The sequence below is a fragment of the Gilliamella sp. CG16 genome, from assembly GCF_046635785.1.
GTDB classification, from domain to species: Bacteria; Pseudomonadota; Gammaproteobacteria; order Enterobacterales; family Orbaceae; genus Gilliamella; species Gilliamella apicola_I.
Genome location: NZ_JBIDFL010000002.1, coordinates 219170 through 233933 on the forward strand (window position 1 = coordinate 219170; position 14764 = coordinate 233933).

Sequence of the window (14764 nt, forward strand, 5' to 3'; positions counted from 1 at the left end):
ATGGAAACTATCATGGTAACGGGTGGAACTGGGTCAATTGGCAAAGGGATTGCAAAAGTTCTTCTAGAAAATCATTATAAGGTTATCCTTGTCGGAAGAAATTCAGATAAATTATCCGCTACGCATCAAGAATTAGAGTTGTTAACAAACAATAAGCATATTCTTACTCAAATCATCGATATTACTCAAGAAGATCAAGTTGCCGAAAAATTATCGTCTATTTGGGCAAACACGCCAATTGACGGATTAATCAATGCTGCAGGTCTAGGGGAACCGATTGATTATTTTTTATCCACCAAAAATGATTGGGACGAATCTCTTCAAAGTAAACTTTGGGGCTCAATCAATATGACCAAACAGATCACAAAATTAATGGCAACCAATAAGCGTGAAGGAAAAATTGTCATTATTAATGGAACATTTTGTTACGATCCAAACCCCGATTTCATTATAAATAGTACCGTCAATGCAGCCCTATCAGGCTTTACTAAAGCTGCTTCAAAGTATTTAGGAAAGCATGGAATTCGCATCAACGTCATTAATCCTTGGATTACCGAATCTGAATCTTGGTACAAAACCTCAACCAGACTCGCACAATCTTTCTCAACAACTGCGGAATCATTAAATGATAATTTCAGAAAAATGAATCCATTAAACAAATTTACTGATGTCAATGATATAGGCAATGCCATTGTATTTTTATTCAGTAAAAAAGCTGGTTATATCAACGGTGCTTCAATCAATCTTGATGGTGGAGCATCAATCGGTTATTAAAACAATTTTAAGGAGAATACCTATTATGAAAAAATTTTTACTATCTACCCTCATTTTTATCTTTTCCACTTTTTATGGAGCGATGAGTATGGCCGAATTAAAAACTGTTTCTAAGTCATTTAATGCTCCAACTGGGATTGCCTTTGAAAGTTCTGGGGCGATGTATGTGACCAATTGGTCTGGTAATTCAGTGGTTAAAATAGATACTAAAGGCAACAAACAAACCGTTTATTCGAATATTTCCTCACCCGCTGGAATTGTCATAGATAAACAAGATAATATCTATGTATCTTCTTATAGTGATGATTATATTTTAAAAATTACCGCAAATGGAGAAGCTCAAAAAATTTCTGACGGTTATCATACTCCGACAGGCATTGCATTTTCAAATTCTGGAAATTTGCTTATTACCAATCGTTCGACGGGTGAAATCGTTTCACTCAATTTGAACAGTGGTCAGAAAGAAATTATCGTACGAGGATTATCTACTCCAGTCGGCGTCACACAACTTCCTGATAATAGTTTAGTGGTTTCTCAATATAGCGGTCGTTTAACAATGATTGACCCGAATGGCAATAAAACTGAGTTAGGTAGTGGATTTACTCGACCAGGTGTTGGTATTGTCACTGTTTCGCCTAGTGTGGTTGCGGTAATTGATAATGGAGCCAATATGGTACGTCAGATTGATGTAAAAACTAAAAAATTAGATACATTAGTTTCATCGTTATCAGGTGCTGTAGCATTAGCTTTATACAATAATCATTATTATATAGGAACATGGGGAGATGGAGCGGTATATAGGTTTAATAATGATTAATTATGACGGACAAATTGGAGAACTTTTAAATGCATAAATTACCACAAAGAGCGTTAGGCTCAGATATTAGTGTCAGTGCAATAGGTTATGGAGCTATGGGACTGAGTGAGTTCTATGGCCCTACTGATGATCAGCACTCAATTAGGTTGCTACATTCCGTTGTGGATAGTGGCATAACCTTGATTGATACAGCTGATATGTATGGTCGTGGGCAAAACGAATTACTCATTGGAACATTGCTAAAAGAATTAACTTCATCACAACGAGAACAATTATGTATTGCAACTAAATGTGGAATAGATAGAAGCAATACTATTGGCTATGAAAGAAAAATAAATAATGCTCCTCAATACATAAAATCATGCTGTGAAGCATCTTTAAAACGATTAGGTATTGAACAAATCGACCTCTTTTATATTCATCGAATCAATCCCGAAAACCCCATTGAGGAAACAATGGAGACGATGGCAACATTAGTAAAAGAGGGAAAAATTAAGCATGTTGGTCTTTGTGAAGTACCTAAAGATTTATTAATCCGCGCACATTCAGTCTTTCCAGTCGATGTTGTTCAAACTGAATATTCACTTTGGACTCGGGATATTGAAGATAATCTATTACCGCTATTAAAAGAGTTAAATATTGGGCTGGTTCCCTATTCTCCGCTTGGGCGTGGTTTTTTGACAGGAAAATATCAGTCAGGAAAAGATTTTGCAGACGGTGATTTTCGTAAAACTAACCCAAGATTTTTAGATGCGAACATAGAGCACAACAAACTACTATTAAATGCACTAAAACCGATGACAATTAAATATGATTGTACAAGTGGTCAAATTGCTTTAGCGTGGTTGCTTGCGCAATGGGAAGGTGTTGTTCCTATTCCTGGTACAAAACAAGAAAAATATTTGTTCGAAAATGTTAATGCCTGTTTTGTTACGCTTGAAAAAGAAGATCTTACCATTCTCAATGATTTAAAAAATCGTATTGATATTAAAGGAGACCGCTATACACCAGAAGGTATGAAAGGTATCTTTTAAAAATACTCTGACTGAGCATTGAACAATGAGAGCCTAATGTTGCTTTATTGAAACAATCAATCAGCAATATAGGTAACAGGTAATACACAATTATTGCTTAAATATTATTTTTATACCGCATAGAGATAATAAAAATCATAAAAAATAATCAGTTTGGAATATCCATAAACGCTATTTTATTTTGTTCATTATTAAAATTTTGATATTAGATATTAAATAAAAAAAAGCCCGAATAATTAGGGCTTTTTATGTGATTTATTATAACGATTAAGTTCGTTTTCTATTTTTTCTTGCCTTTGTATTCATCATAATACTCTTGAGCCAGTTTACGCATCGATAAGCCAATTGCCGCATATTGATATTCATTTAAGTTAGCTAATGAAGCACGAGCTGAAGGATGTTGTACAGCAAACCCTTTACCCGGTAATAGCACCACACCCGCTTCATCAGCAATTCTAAATAGCAATTCAGAAGGATTTTTATTTTTAAGAATCCATTTGGCAAACTTATCATCATAAAGTTCACGACAAATGTGTTCAAGGTCGATTAGCGTATAATAATCAACACTGTTTCCATCTGTTTTATGTTTCAGACCCACATGCTGATATAGCGAAGCCGCACGACGACGTATTAATGTTTTCAACGTTGTTTTATAGCTCTCATCCGTGTCCATCATTTCACAAAGTGCAAATAATACCATTTGCACTTGTTGAGGTGTTGAAAGTCCTGCCGTATGGTTTAATGCAACTGCACGACTGTCAGCAACTAAACGATCAATAAATTTAAGATTTTCAGGATCGGTAACAATTGAGCTATAACGTTTATTTAAAACTTGTTTTGCTTTACTTGGCAATGATCGAATTGTTTTATCAATGACATTATCTTGTGCGGTTGCAATTACCCCTAAACGCCAACCGGTTGCCCCAAAATATTTAGAGAATGAGTAAACTAAAATGGTATTTTTAGGGCAAATAGCAAACAAAGATTGGAAATCATCGGCAAATGTACCGTACACATCATCCGTTAAAATAATGAGATCAGGACGTTTTTTAACAATATCAGCTATAATTTTTAAGCTTTTATCATCAATTTTTACGGATGGTGGATTGGAAGGGTTAACAAGGAAGAAAGCTTTAATAGCAGGATCTTCTAATTTGCGTAATTCAGATTCAGGATACTGCCAATTTAAATTAGGATCCGAATTAATTAATACTTCAACTAATTGATAATCATTTAAGGCTGGAATTTCAAGATAAGGGGTAAAAATTGGTGCACCAATTGCAATTTTATCGCCATTATGAATCAAACCATTTTCTTTCATCGAATTGAAAACATAAGCCATGGCGGCTGTACCACCTTCGGTTGCAAAAAGGTCGATATCATCGATATTTAGATAGCTTGCCCCCATTTGTCTTAACACATAGGATTTGACGACTTTTTCGCTGAACCGTAGCATTCGATCAGGAACAGGATAGTTACAACCTAAAATTCCTTCTACCATTTCTTGTAAAAATGCATTTTCATCAAGACCAAGTTGATCACGAATATACGAAAATGCTTTACCTAAGAATGGAACACCAGGGGTATTGTAATTTTGACGAATAAAATGCTCAAAGCGCCCTGTTAATCCACCTTTAATTGGAAAACCACCTACCCCTTCATTGAGATAAGAATAAGACATTTCGGATTCTTGAATCGCAAAAACACCAAGCTGGAAAAAAGCTTGACGCGGCCAAGTTGCTAAAAAATTAGGATTACCACGTCCTGCATTTAACATAGCATGATCAGGATGGCTTTGGGCAAGTTTAATTAAGTTATCTTTTAATTCAAAAGGACTTAAATTAGCATATTTTGCGTAATCTGATTTGTTCTTCATAATCTTTTACCTTTAATTTGAGTTTTTGCTTAAACAAAAGCCACAACCAATGGACCTAATAAAGTTAGGAATACATTCGCCAGTGCGTAGGTAATAGCAAAAGAATTAGTCGGTGTTGAATTACCTGCTTTATTTAGCACTTCACCAAAGGCTGGGTTAGCACTTCGTGAACCCGCTAAAGCTCCGGCAAATACAGCGGAGTTTTTATAACCAAGCACATATTTACCAAAATAAATCGCCAGTAACATCGGTAACAGAGTAACCACAACCCCGATTAAAAACAGTGATAACCCTTGTTCTTTAATGGTATCGATTGCTTGAAGACCAGAACTTAAACCCACGACAGCGACAAAGCCTGCTAAACCAAAATCTTTTAAAAGTTGCAAAGCGCCAGTTGGAATATTGCCTACGGTTTGATGGAAAGATCGATACCAACCAAATAAGAGACCAGAAAGTAATGCACCACCACCTGCGCCTAGGGTAATTGGAATATCGCTAACACGAATTACAATTAATCCAATAATCAGCCCAACGACAAGACCTAAACCATGAAATATCCAATCTGTTTTTTCGCTTTTGGTAATCGGTGCACCAATTCGATCTATAACACGTCGAAGATCACTATCCGCCCCATAAATGGTTATCACATCACCTAGTTTTAAAACAATATCATTGTTTAATGGAAGGCTTTGACCATCGCGATGAATCGCAACTAAATAGATACCATGTTTTAAACTGATTACTTCGTCAGATGAAAGTACTTGTGTTAAATTCTCACCAACATAACGAGAATTACGCATTTCAACATCTTGAGTATTCATCACCACATCCATTCCTGATGCAGAATTAATTTCTGTACCCAAAAGATCATTCGCTTGAATCATGGCATCACGGTGACCAACAACTAAAATAATATCTTTAGCTTTAATCACTGTTTCAGGTGTTGCCTCAAGAATTTTATTGCCTCGTTTTATTCGTTCAATGCTAATGCCATTTACCGTTTTTTCAATATCAGAAACACTTTGATTGATCTTATTTGTCACCCGATACAAACGACCACTAATATCAGATAAAGCAAAATTTTGATTAGCACCTAATAACATCGAGCCATGAAGTTGTTCAGCCTGCGCCTTAATTGCATCATCGCTGATATCTCTACCCATGATTTTAGGTAAAATATTAACACAAACAATAATGGCACCAAGGGAACCAAAGATATAAGTTACAGCATAGCCAATGGTAACATTACCTTGTAAACGACTTAGCTCTTCTGCGCTTAAACCAAGCTGAGTTAACGCATCAGAAGCAGTACCCATAATAGCAGATTGTGTCAATCCCCCTGCGGCAAGACCGGCTGCCAACCCTTTATCTAAATCGAATATTTTTGCTAAAACAACGACAGTCACAAAACCTGCAACCGCAATGAAAAGTGCTAAAAAGATTTCTCGTAATGTTTTAATACCTAAAGATCGGAAAAACTGGGGGCCACTTTCAAACCCAACAGCATAAATAAATAGTGCGAAAAGTACCGCTTTAACGCCAGCATCAACAGTTACACCAAATACACTCAGTGCTACAGCGACAAGCAATGAACCGGCTACGCCACCCAGCTGAAATTTACCGATACGAATCCCACCAATTAAATAACCTAAACTCAATGAGAGAAATAATAATATTTCTGGTGAGTGTTTGAGTCCATCTAAAATCCAATTTGAAAGCCATTGAAACATAATCATTGTCCTCAAGTGCTAAAATGATGAATTAAGAATATATGAAAAGATATAAAAAGGAATTTGAAGAATATTCACTAATTTTTATGAATACATTAATATATTAAACTGCTATTTAAAGAATAGAAAGTTAATTTTAACAATTGATATCATCGTTAGAAAAATGGTAAAAAATTTTTTTTGTTCCTTTTTGAAAATAAGGAATTTTTACTGTAATAACTTATTTAAACTAATTCGAGAATACTTTAGAAGATTAGTGCGTTATCATTAAAAAATGATAACGCACTAAAATAGGTAATTATTAAGTTCACAATAAAGTGAGCTTAATTTTTATCAATTTTGGACAAATTTATGTTGAGATTAAATTCCATTCCAAATTGATTTTATTTACTGGACTTTGAAGATATTTTGGCGAATTCTATAATCTAGATCATTGACCCAACGATTATAGTTACGATGAACTTCACCCTTCTTATTAATTAAATTTGGGCTGACTGATTTATATTGAATTTTATAGCCTTCTGAAGAGAAATTGATATTCATGGTAGCTTCATATTTTTGATTTAATAGCGATGCACGAATATTGTTGTTATCAATTAAATCTAGTTTCCAAATACCATATCGAGTATCACGTTTTTTATTCACCGCTAAAATAGCATTTTTAACCTGCTCTTTACTCAAACCTTGCGATGATGACTCAACTGTTCTTGGTGCCTCATACTTATTGGCACAACCAAATAATAGACAGATAAAAAAAGTGGCTATTATCAACTTAAAAAACTTCATTTGTTTACTCCTTGAATAAAAGTGATTAATTTTTGATTTAACGTTTTTTACAAATTAACAACGTATGTCCATAACCTAAGCTATCAATATCTTTTTCAACATGAAACCCTGCTTCATTTAAACATTGATAAAATATTTTAGAATGGTAAAAACGACTATTGCCATTTGCTAAACAGGTGAAATATAAAGACGAGGCATTCAGACTTAATGCACCGGCCTCAAATGTCTGCCTATCCCAAAACAAATCCATAATGCAAACCGTTGCATCATCTTTCATACTGCGATGAATTAGTGTTAAAATGCGAGTAATTTGTTCACGACTAAAACAGTCAAGAAACTGACTCATCCACCAAACATCAGCTTGATTGGGTAAAATCTCATCTTTCAATAAATCAACTTCAAAGCCCTCAATCCGATCAGATAAACCAGCTTGTTGAATATTTTGCTTGGCAACATGAATTTGCTGCGGTAAATCCAAAAGCGTTATTCTAATATTCGGATTTTGTTTAGCACAAAAAAGTGCCCATTTACCGGTATTGCCACCCACATCATAAATATGCTTTGGATTTAATTGTTCAATATGTGAAAAAGCGGCAGGAAAGGAATGATCAGAATAGAAATGGTCAAATTCAAACCAGCTTTTTTTGGCTTTTTCAGGTAACACTTGTAAGGCAGGATATATGGTTGACCAATCACCAAAAACTTTTAAACCTTCTGGTTTTCCCGATTCAAGAGCAGATTGAAGATAGCGCATGCTTTCATAACAAATATCTTGAGTAAAATTAAGATTAACTTTCGTCATTTTGTCATGCAATAAATAATGACCAATTTTTGCCAAAAAATAACGGGAATGCTGTTGATAAATGACATGCATACTTAAACCAATATCGAGTAATAATTGAATTGCATATTCAGATAAATCAATCTCTTTAATGATTTCATCAACCGTTATTCCGTCAGTACTTGCTCGGTCTATACTTGCTAATATTCCTTTATCTCTCATACAAAGGACAGCTTGAAATAAAATAGGCGAAAATGCGATTTTTTGTGCTTCCGTTATCGCCTCTAACGCAGAGTATTTATCTTCGTTATATCCATATCTAATGTTTTCTTGTCCAGTCAATCTATTGCCTTTTTGTTGATTTAATGTATTGTATTAGTAAATTATCCGTTAAAGGATATTTTTTTGTAATAATATTACAAAATAGTGTTAAGTAAAGAATTAAATAATTAAAATGCTAAAAAATTGAAATAAAAATGAATTTTTCTTTTACCATTGAAAATTGGTTTGCTTTATCTTCTGGTCTCTCAACAAAATCTGACTGGGAATTATGGTCAACATCTTTTAATCATAATTGGGATATGCCCTTACCAAAAACGAAAAAAATACCGATGATGCAAGCCCGTAGAATGAGTATGGGCTCTCGATTAGCTGTGGATGTTGGACTTGAACTGATTGACAATCATCATTTGGATTTAGCGATTTTCACCAGCCAACATGGTGAATTGGAAAGAACCCATAAAATCCTAACTTCGATGAATCAAAATCATGATATTTCACCGACCGATTTCGCACTTTCTGTGCATAATACGGCATCGGGATTAGTCACTATCATCAGTAATAGAAGTATACCTATTAGCTCAATTTCTGCACACAATGACAGCTTTCAACAGGGGTTAATTGAAGCATTTTCAATCTTACATCATGGTAACAAAAAGGTCTTGCTTGTCGATTTTGATGGTTTTGTTCCAGAAACCTATCAAAAACAGATTAATTATCATGTTCCTGCTTATGCCGTTGGCTATATATTAACAAGCGGTGATCAATTAAGTTGTCAAAGCATCGATAAATCATCACAGGTCTACCAACCTATTTATCCTCAATCAATCGCTTTTTTACACGCTTATTTGTGTAAACAAAAACATTTTATTATTCAAGGAAATTCTCAAGATTGGCAATGGACATTAAATCAGTAACCTCAAAAAAAATCTATACTTTAAATCAATGTTGGCGATTATTCGCAATAGCATTTGGTTTCCTATTGTTTGGCGTTTTTGGTTTTGTTGTCTTATCAATTTTTTGGTTTAGTTTATTAAGACTAGCCATTTGGAATAAAAACGACCGAATAACAGTTGCTCAGTATAGTATAAGTATTTGCTTTAAAATTTTTATCGGCATTATAAAATCATTAGGGATTATTCAATATCAATTTGATGGACTAGAAAAACTGAAACAAGATAAAAATTGTCTGATTGTGGCTAACCACCCTTCTTTGCTTGATGTGGTACTGTTAGTTTCTGTTATGCCACGTTGCGATTGTTTAGTCAAAGGCGCATTATTAAATAACGTTTTTATTAGTCGTATTATCAAAACAGCCGGATATATATTAAATGCGGAATCGGAAAAGATATTACCACAATGCCAACAAATATTATCCAATAATGGGCGAATACTCATATTCCCAGAAGGAACTCGAACCGTTCCAGATCAACCGATGAAATTACAACGAGGTGCAGCAAATATTGCATTACGTTGCCATGCCGATATTCGGCTTATTCATATTCAATGCGATCCTCCTTTTTTGATAAAACAACAAAAATGGTATGACATCCCTATCAAAAAAACATCATTCAACGTTACGATTGGTGAAAAAATTTCGATTGATGATTTTGTCGAGCCAAATACAACTGTCGCAGCAAGAAAATTAACACGATATTTAACCTCTGTCCTGATTAAGGCTGAGAATAGTTAAGTTATAGCAAAGATAAAGGTACTTTAATGGAACAACTACACAATGAAATTAAAACGTTAATAATTAATGTATTAAATTTAGAAGACATCACTCCTGAGGATATAGATACTGAAGCCCCCCTATTTGGTGAAGGCTTAGGCTTAGACTCTATTGATGCGTTAGAACTGGGTTTAGCAATCAAAAACCAATTTGGTATTGTATTATCCGCTGAAAGTGATGATACCAAAAAAATGTTTTATTCTGTTAAAACATTAGCTGATTTTATCGTGTCTCAACAACAAGGAGCCTAAATATATGGACAAGCAACAAATTTTTGAACAAGTTCAATCTGCACTTGTACAACTTTTCGAATTATCGCCAGACGATATTAAACCCGAATCAAAACTTTTTGAAGAGTTAGATCTTGATAGTATTGATGCTGTTGATTTAGTCGTTCATCTACAAAAAAAGATTGGTAAAAAAGTTGATCCTGAGACATTTAAATCGGTAAGAACAGTCCAAGATGTTGTTGAAGCAGTAAACAAACTAGTTAATAATCAATAATAAAATAATAATATGAACAAAGTTAAGTCAATAATAAACAAGATAACCAATATTTTATTTGTCTTTTATCCATTTATTATTTACTTATCACTACACTACCAACATGTTGAATTAGCTATTTTTTATTTGATATTTTTATTTGTTTTTAGGTTAATCACATTACCAAAACTATTTTCAAATATTAAATGGCTAAGTATAGTTGTAACATGTTTTGGGTTATTGTTGACCGTAATTAGCTGGCTATTTTCAAAATATCAACTCCTACTGTTTTATCCAGTAGCCGTTAATTTGATATTTTTTATTGTATTTAGTTACTCATTAACTCAACCACAAACAATAATTGAAAAATTTGCCAGAATGAACAATCCACAATTACCCGATCAGGCTATACGTTATAAACGTAATGTGACTATTTTTTGGAGTCTATTTTTTATTTTTAATGGCTCTGTCGCCTTAATAACATGCTTACTTGAAAACATGTATTGGTGGACAATTTATAATGGCTTAATTAGCTACCTTTTAATCGGAATTTGTATGGGAATGGAATGGCTAATCCGTCAAAAATTTCAACGTTAAATCTATTATCACAGCAGTTACTGCGATCAGAACAAGAAGTTATCGCATTTAGACACAAACAACCTTTAACCGTTGCGGATCTTAAAACCAAAGTATTCGAAATTTGCCATGCATTAAAACACGATAATAACCAATTATGGGCATTATCAATGCATGATAGTTTTAATTTCGTAGCGGGATTATTGGCATTATTTTATTCAGGAAAACAGCCTCTACTCCTTAATCCATCTCATCAAGAGATGCACCAATACTACACCGCTCTTTTAACCGATAACGAGCTGAATAGCAGTCAATTTATCGATAAGAAGATCATCAATATTAATCAATTACCATTAGCAAATTTTTGCAATGAAAAACAGCAATTAACTTATGATTTTAAACAACAGACATTAACGCTCTTTACTTCTGGCTCAACGGGTCTGCCAAAACCTATTGAAAAATCGGTTTATCAGTTACAACATGAAATTGAAATACTTAATAAGGATTGGGGAAAATCAACTTCTGATCTTGTCATTGCATCTGTGTCACATGAACACATGTATGGATTAACGTTTAAAATCATGTTATCACTGTGCTGTAAAATACCTTTTGTTTGTGAACCCGTGCTTTATCAAGAACATTTGGCAACATTCAAGCATAAACGTATTATTTACATCACAACCCCATCGATTATTAAAACGTTAGATAATCATTTACCCGTGATAAATTGTGATAAAGTGATTTCATCAGCAGGTAAATTAAGTTATCAAGAATCACAATTTTGTTTCGAAAATTTAGGCGTTTTACCAAATGAAATCTATGGTTCAAGTGAAACCGGTATTATCGCTACTCGACAACAAACCCAGCCTGATACGCCATGGACGCTTTTTTCTTCTATGCGAATTGAGTATGATCAACGTTGGCAACAAGCCATTTTATACACGCCATTATTAGATCAACCTGAAGTTCTGAATGATAAAATTAAAATAGTCAGTAATAAGTACTTTCATCTATCGGGACGGAAAGACAAAATAATTAAGATCTCTGAAAATCGAGTATCACTTACCCATATAGAAAATAAAATTAATCAACTTAACGAAGTTGAACAAGTAATAATTATTCCATTAGAACAAAATAATCGAACAATACTTGGTGCCGTAATTCAATTAACGCCAAGCTATAAAAAACTTTTGCAAACCTACAATCACTTAAAATTAACACAATATTTTCGACTTTTATTAAAAGATACATTATCATTAATTGAAATGCCCAAAAGATGGCGATTTGTTGAGTTTCTTCCTAAGAATTCTCAAGGAAAATCCAGTTACATTGAATTAAAAGCATTGTTTAATGCGTTAAAGAAGAATAATGAATAAAAAATATGTAAATGAAATAATAACCAATGTTAGCGAAATAGATCATTTGACTAAAACTGAAGCAAGCATTGAATTTACTATTCCAGATGATCTTTTCTGGTTTAAAGGACACTTTCCGTCTCAACCATTATTACCGGGCGTTGTTCAACTAAACTGGGCGATTTATTATGCTAATCAAATCTTTGGCAGAAAATTTAATCTAATATCAATCGATCTTGTCAAATTTCAATGCCCTGTTTTGCCTAATGATCCTATTATTTTAAATTTAGTTTGGCATAAACAATCCAATAAACTTGAATTTAACTATACTATTACCAACAATGATAGTCATAAAGTTGCTAGTTCAGGAAAGCTAACCTTATGTCAGTAGCGTCATTACATCCAGCAACAGATTATTGCTTTGTTATTCCTTGTTATAATCATAGCCAAACGCTATCAGACGTACTTAAACGCATTGAATCTTATCAATTAACTTGTATTTTAGTCGATGATGGTAGCGACCCCGATGCAGCGCAGCAACTTAAACAAATCACGAGCCAATTTACGTGGGTAACCTTAATTCATTTACCGATTAATCAAGGTAAAGGAGCGGCGGTTATGGCGGGGCTCAATTATGCTTTAAATCAAGGCTATACCTATGCGATACAAATCGATGCAGACGGACAGCATGATACCAACATTATTGCCGAATTGATTCATCAGTCACAATCAAATCCGTATGCACTTATCTCGGGTTGCCCTGTTTATGATAGCTCTGTTCCTAAACATCGGCTCATTGCCCGATATATTACTCATTTTTGGGTCTGGGTTGAAACCTTATCATTTTCAATTAAAGATAGCATGTGCGGATTACGTATCTATCCTTTGCAACAAACATGTAATTTAATTGCGCATTATCAAATTGGCAAAAGAATGGATTTTGATACCGATATTATGGTGAGGTTGTACTGGCAAGGTATGCCATCGATTTTTGTTCCTACTCAAGTCACTTATCCTAAAGATGGCATTTCACACTTTAAACCATTAAAAGATAATTTACTCATCACATGGATGCATACCCGATTATTTTTTGGTATGTTGCCACGTATCCCAACATTAATTAAACGAAACACATCCCAAAAGGCTTCACCGTCACATTGGTCACAGATAGAAGAAAGAAAAGGTCTTTGGGGAATCAAATTGATCCTCAAACTTTACCAAATTTTTGGTAAAAAAGTGGCAAAAACGATCATGTTTCCGGTTATAAGTTATTTTTGGTTAACCGGAAAAAAACAACGTCAAGCATCAAAAAACTATTTGCAACAAGTTAAACAATTTTATGAAAATGTCCCGTTAGTTGATAAAAAACAACTGACTTCTTTTCGGCATTTTCAGCGTTTTGGCGATTCACTCTTAGATAAATTAGCCAGCTGGCAAGGGGATATCAACATTCAAGATATTTATTCATCCAGCAAACAAATATTTTTCGATTTAATAAATGAAAAACAAGGCATAGTATTAATCTGCTCACATCTCGGTGACATAGAAATGTGCCGAGCCATTGCAGAATGTTCACATGATGTAAAAATTAATGCATTAGTGTTTAAAAAAAATGCCGCACGATTTAACCAAGTATTAAAAGAAGTCAATCAAGCCTCAACCTTTAATTTAATTGAAGTTGATAGCTTAGGGCCAGATACAGCAATCTTACTTAAACAAAAGCTTGAAGCCGGTGAATGGGTCGCTATTGTGGGTGATAGAACATCAAGCAATCCTCACCAAAGAATTCAAGAAAACAGCGTAATCTGGGCTGATTTTTTGGGTAAACCAGCGCCATTTCCTAAAGGTAGTTTTGTTTTGGCATCAGCTTTAGGTTACCCTGTCTATTTAGTTTGGGGACTGAAACCCAATGGGCGTTATCAAGTCTATTTAGAGCATTTTGCCGATAAACTGATTACATCAAGAAAAAATCGCCAAGCTGAACTTGAAATGATCATTCAAAATTATGCAAAAAGATTAGAACATTACTGCCTTTTATCCCCTTTAGACTGGTTTAATTTCTTTGATTTTTGGCAATTCAGTCAACCCGATCCCAATAAATTAAATATAAGAAATAAAAGCAATGAACAATGATTTGAAACACAGCGTAACAATTGAATATACCACTTCATTCCATGATACAGATGCAATGGGAGTGGTATGGCATGGTAATTATCTAAAATTTTTTGAAAAAGCAAGAGAAGCCCTATTCCAAAAATTTAATTACGGTTATCAAAAAATGATCGACTCTGGCTATTTGTGGCCGATTGTTGATACACGAATAAAATACATATCGCCGTCGATAGCAGAACAAACATTAAAAATTGTTGCTACCTTGGTAGAATACGAACATCGGATAAAAATTAATTATCTCATTTTAGATGCTAAAACCGAAAAAAAAATGACATCGGGCTATACCATACAAGTTGCCGTCTCTGCTTCAACACAAGAAATGAGCTTTATCACCCCTCAAATTTTCTTAAATCAATTTGGATTATAAAA

The 14764-nt window shown here is 33.9% G+C and carries 16 protein-coding genes; 12 read left to right on the forward strand and 4 right to left on the reverse strand.

Annotation, left to right across the window (positions count from 1 at the left end; translation table 11 throughout):
• From ACGH47_RS03465 to ACGH47_RS03475, 3 genes are read left to right on the forward strand one after another with little or no spacing between them, the layout of a single operon-like run.
• Positions 1 to 774 (forward strand): SDR family NAD(P)-dependent oxidoreductase, encoded by a 774-nt coding sequence (locus ACGH47_RS03465; protein ID WP_411622748.1) that lies wholly within the window; start codon positions 1 to 3, stop codon positions 772 to 774.
• 25 nt (positions 775 to 799) lie between these two features.
• On the forward strand, positions 800 to 1591 hold the full coding sequence (locus ACGH47_RS03470; RefSeq protein WP_411622749.1) for a serine/threonine protein kinase: 792 nt from the start codon (positions 800 to 802) through the stop codon (positions 1589 to 1591).
• 29 nt (positions 1592 to 1620) lie between these two features.
• Entirely contained in the window at positions 1621 to 2625 is a 1005-nt protein-coding gene (locus ACGH47_RS03475) for an aldo/keto reductase (RefSeq protein ID WP_411622750.1), read from the forward strand.
• A 280-nt stretch (positions 2626 to 2905) separates the two neighbouring features.
• Here ACGH47_RS03475 and ACGH47_RS03480 read toward each other — a convergent pair whose 3' ends face one another.
• The 4 genes from ACGH47_RS03480 to ACGH47_RS03495 all read right to left on the reverse strand — a co-directional run bounded on the left by ACGH47_RS03480 (position 2906) and on the right by ACGH47_RS03495 (position 8122).
• A complete protein-coding gene (locus ACGH47_RS03480; RefSeq protein WP_411603900.1) occupies positions 2906 to 4501 on the reverse strand; it encodes a bifunctional aspartate transaminase/aspartate 4-decarboxylase in 1596 nt (531 codons plus the stop codon).
• 29 nt (positions 4502 to 4530) lie between these two features.
• A complete protein-coding gene (aspT, locus tag ACGH47_RS03485; protein ID WP_267359133.1) occupies positions 4531 to 6231 on the reverse strand; it encodes an aspartate-alanine antiporter in 1701 nt (566 codons plus the stop codon).
• 387 nt (positions 6232 to 6618) lie between these two features.
• The gene (locus tag ACGH47_RS03490) at positions 6619 to 7017 is read right to left on the reverse strand and encodes a hypothetical protein (RefSeq protein ID WP_411622751.1); all 399 of its coding nucleotides are present in this window, start codon (positions 7015 to 7017) and stop codon (positions 6619 to 6621) included.
• A gap of 37 nt (positions 7018 to 7054) precedes the next feature.
• Positions 7055 to 8122 carry a class I SAM-dependent methyltransferase gene (locus ACGH47_RS03495; protein ID WP_411622830.1) on the reverse strand — a complete coding sequence of 356 codons (1068 nt, stop codon included), beginning with the start codon at positions 8120 to 8122 and terminating at the stop codon, positions 7055 to 7057.
• Positions 8123 to 8274: 152 nt separating this feature from the next.
• Between ACGH47_RS03495 and ACGH47_RS03500 the strand changes: the two genes are divergently transcribed.
• From ACGH47_RS03500 to ACGH47_RS03540, 9 genes are all read left to right on the forward strand, one after another.
• Positions 8275 to 8994: a beta-ketoacyl synthase chain length factor gene (locus ACGH47_RS03500; RefSeq protein ID WP_267351630.1), complete on the forward strand. Its 720-nt coding sequence runs from the start codon at positions 8275 to 8277 to the stop codon at positions 8992 to 8994.
• Entirely contained in the window at positions 8976 to 9770 is a 795-nt protein-coding gene (locus tag ACGH47_RS03505) for a lysophospholipid acyltransferase family protein (protein ID WP_411622752.1), read from the forward strand. Before ACGH47_RS03500 ends, ACGH47_RS03505 begins: the two co-directional genes overlap by 19 nt.
• A gap of 26 nt (positions 9771 to 9796) precedes the next feature.
• On the forward strand, positions 9797 to 10060 hold the full coding sequence (locus ACGH47_RS03510; protein ID WP_065559113.1) for a phosphopantetheine-binding protein: 264 nt from the start codon (positions 9797 to 9799) through the stop codon (positions 10058 to 10060).
• Positions 10061 to 10064: 4 nt separating this feature from the next.
• Entirely contained in the window at positions 10065 to 10313 is a 249-nt protein-coding gene (locus ACGH47_RS03515; RefSeq protein WP_267351635.1) for an acyl carrier protein, read from the forward strand.
• A gap of 288 nt (positions 10314 to 10601) precedes the next feature.
• Entirely contained in the window at positions 10602 to 10889 is a 288-nt protein-coding gene (locus ACGH47_RS03520; protein WP_411622753.1) for a hypothetical protein, read from the forward strand.
• Complete coding sequence (locus tag ACGH47_RS03525) at positions 10859 to 12244, forward strand: AMP-binding protein (protein ID WP_411622754.1); 1386 nt, start codon at positions 10859 to 10861, stop codon at positions 12242 to 12244. Before ACGH47_RS03520 ends, ACGH47_RS03525 begins: the two co-directional genes overlap by 31 nt.
• Positions 12237 to 12614, forward strand: coding sequence for a 3-hydroxyacyl-ACP dehydratase FabZ family protein (locus ACGH47_RS03530; RefSeq protein ID WP_267351641.1), 378 nt, complete (start codon positions 12237 to 12239; stop codon positions 12612 to 12614). Before ACGH47_RS03525 ends, ACGH47_RS03530 begins: the two co-directional genes overlap by 8 nt.
• Positions 12605 to 14356, forward strand: a complete 1752-nt coding sequence (locus tag ACGH47_RS03535) for a glycosyltransferase family 2 protein (RefSeq protein WP_411622755.1) — start codon at positions 12605 to 12607, stop codon at positions 14354 to 14356. Before ACGH47_RS03530 ends, ACGH47_RS03535 begins: the two co-directional genes overlap by 10 nt.
• Positions 14346 to 14762 (forward strand): acyl-CoA thioesterase, encoded by a 417-nt coding sequence (locus tag ACGH47_RS03540; protein ID WP_411622756.1) that lies wholly within the window; start codon positions 14346 to 14348, stop codon positions 14760 to 14762. Before ACGH47_RS03535 ends, ACGH47_RS03540 begins: the two co-directional genes overlap by 11 nt.
• The last annotated feature ends 2 nt before the right edge of the window (positions 14763 to 14764 follow it).

Coding starts and splice junctions, on each gene's coding strand:
- ACGH47_RS03465 (WP_411622748.1), top strand. CDS start 1: ATGGAAACTATCATGGTAACGGGTGGAACTGGGTCAATTGGCAAAGGG.
- ACGH47_RS03470 (WP_411622749.1), top strand. CDS start 800: ATGAAAAAATTTTTACTATCTACCCTCATTTTTATCTTTTCCACTTTT.
- ACGH47_RS03475 (WP_411622750.1), top strand. CDS start 1,621: ATGCATAAATTACCACAAAGAGCGTTAGGCTCAGATATTAGTGTCAGT.
- ACGH47_RS03480 (WP_411603900.1), bottom strand. CDS start 4,501: ATGAAGAACAAATCAGATTACGCAAAATATGCTAATTTAAGTCCTTTT.
- aspT (WP_267359133.1), bottom strand. CDS start 6,231: ATGTTTCAATGGCTTTCAAATTGGATTTTAGATGGACTCAAACACTCA.
- ACGH47_RS03490 (WP_411622751.1), bottom strand. CDS start 7,017: ATGAAGTTTTTTAAGTTGATAATAGCCACTTTTTTTATCTGTCTATTA.
- ACGH47_RS03500 (WP_267351630.1), top strand. CDS start 8,275: ATGAATTTTTCTTTTACCATTGAAAATTGGTTTGCTTTATCTTCTGGT.
- ACGH47_RS03505 (WP_411622752.1), top strand. CDS start 8,976: ATGGACATTAAATCAGTAACCTCAAAAAAAATCTATACTTTAAATCAA.
- ACGH47_RS03510 (WP_065559113.1), top strand. CDS start 9,797: ATGGAACAACTACACAATGAAATTAAAACGTTAATAATTAATGTATTA.
- ACGH47_RS03515 (WP_267351635.1), top strand. CDS start 10,065: ATGGACAAGCAACAAATTTTTGAACAAGTTCAATCTGCACTTGTACAA.
- ACGH47_RS03525 (WP_411622754.1), top strand. CDS start 10,859: ATGGCTAATCCGTCAAAAATTTCAACGTTAAATCTATTATCACAGCAG.
- ACGH47_RS03530 (WP_267351641.1), top strand. CDS start 12,237: ATGAATAAAAAATATGTAAATGAAATAATAACCAATGTTAGCGAAATA.
- ACGH47_RS03535 (WP_411622755.1), top strand. CDS start 12,605: ATGTCAGTAGCGTCATTACATCCAGCAACAGATTATTGCTTTGTTATT.
- ACGH47_RS03540 (WP_411622756.1), top strand. CDS start 14,346: ATGAACAATGATTTGAAACACAGCGTAACAATTGAATATACCACTTCA.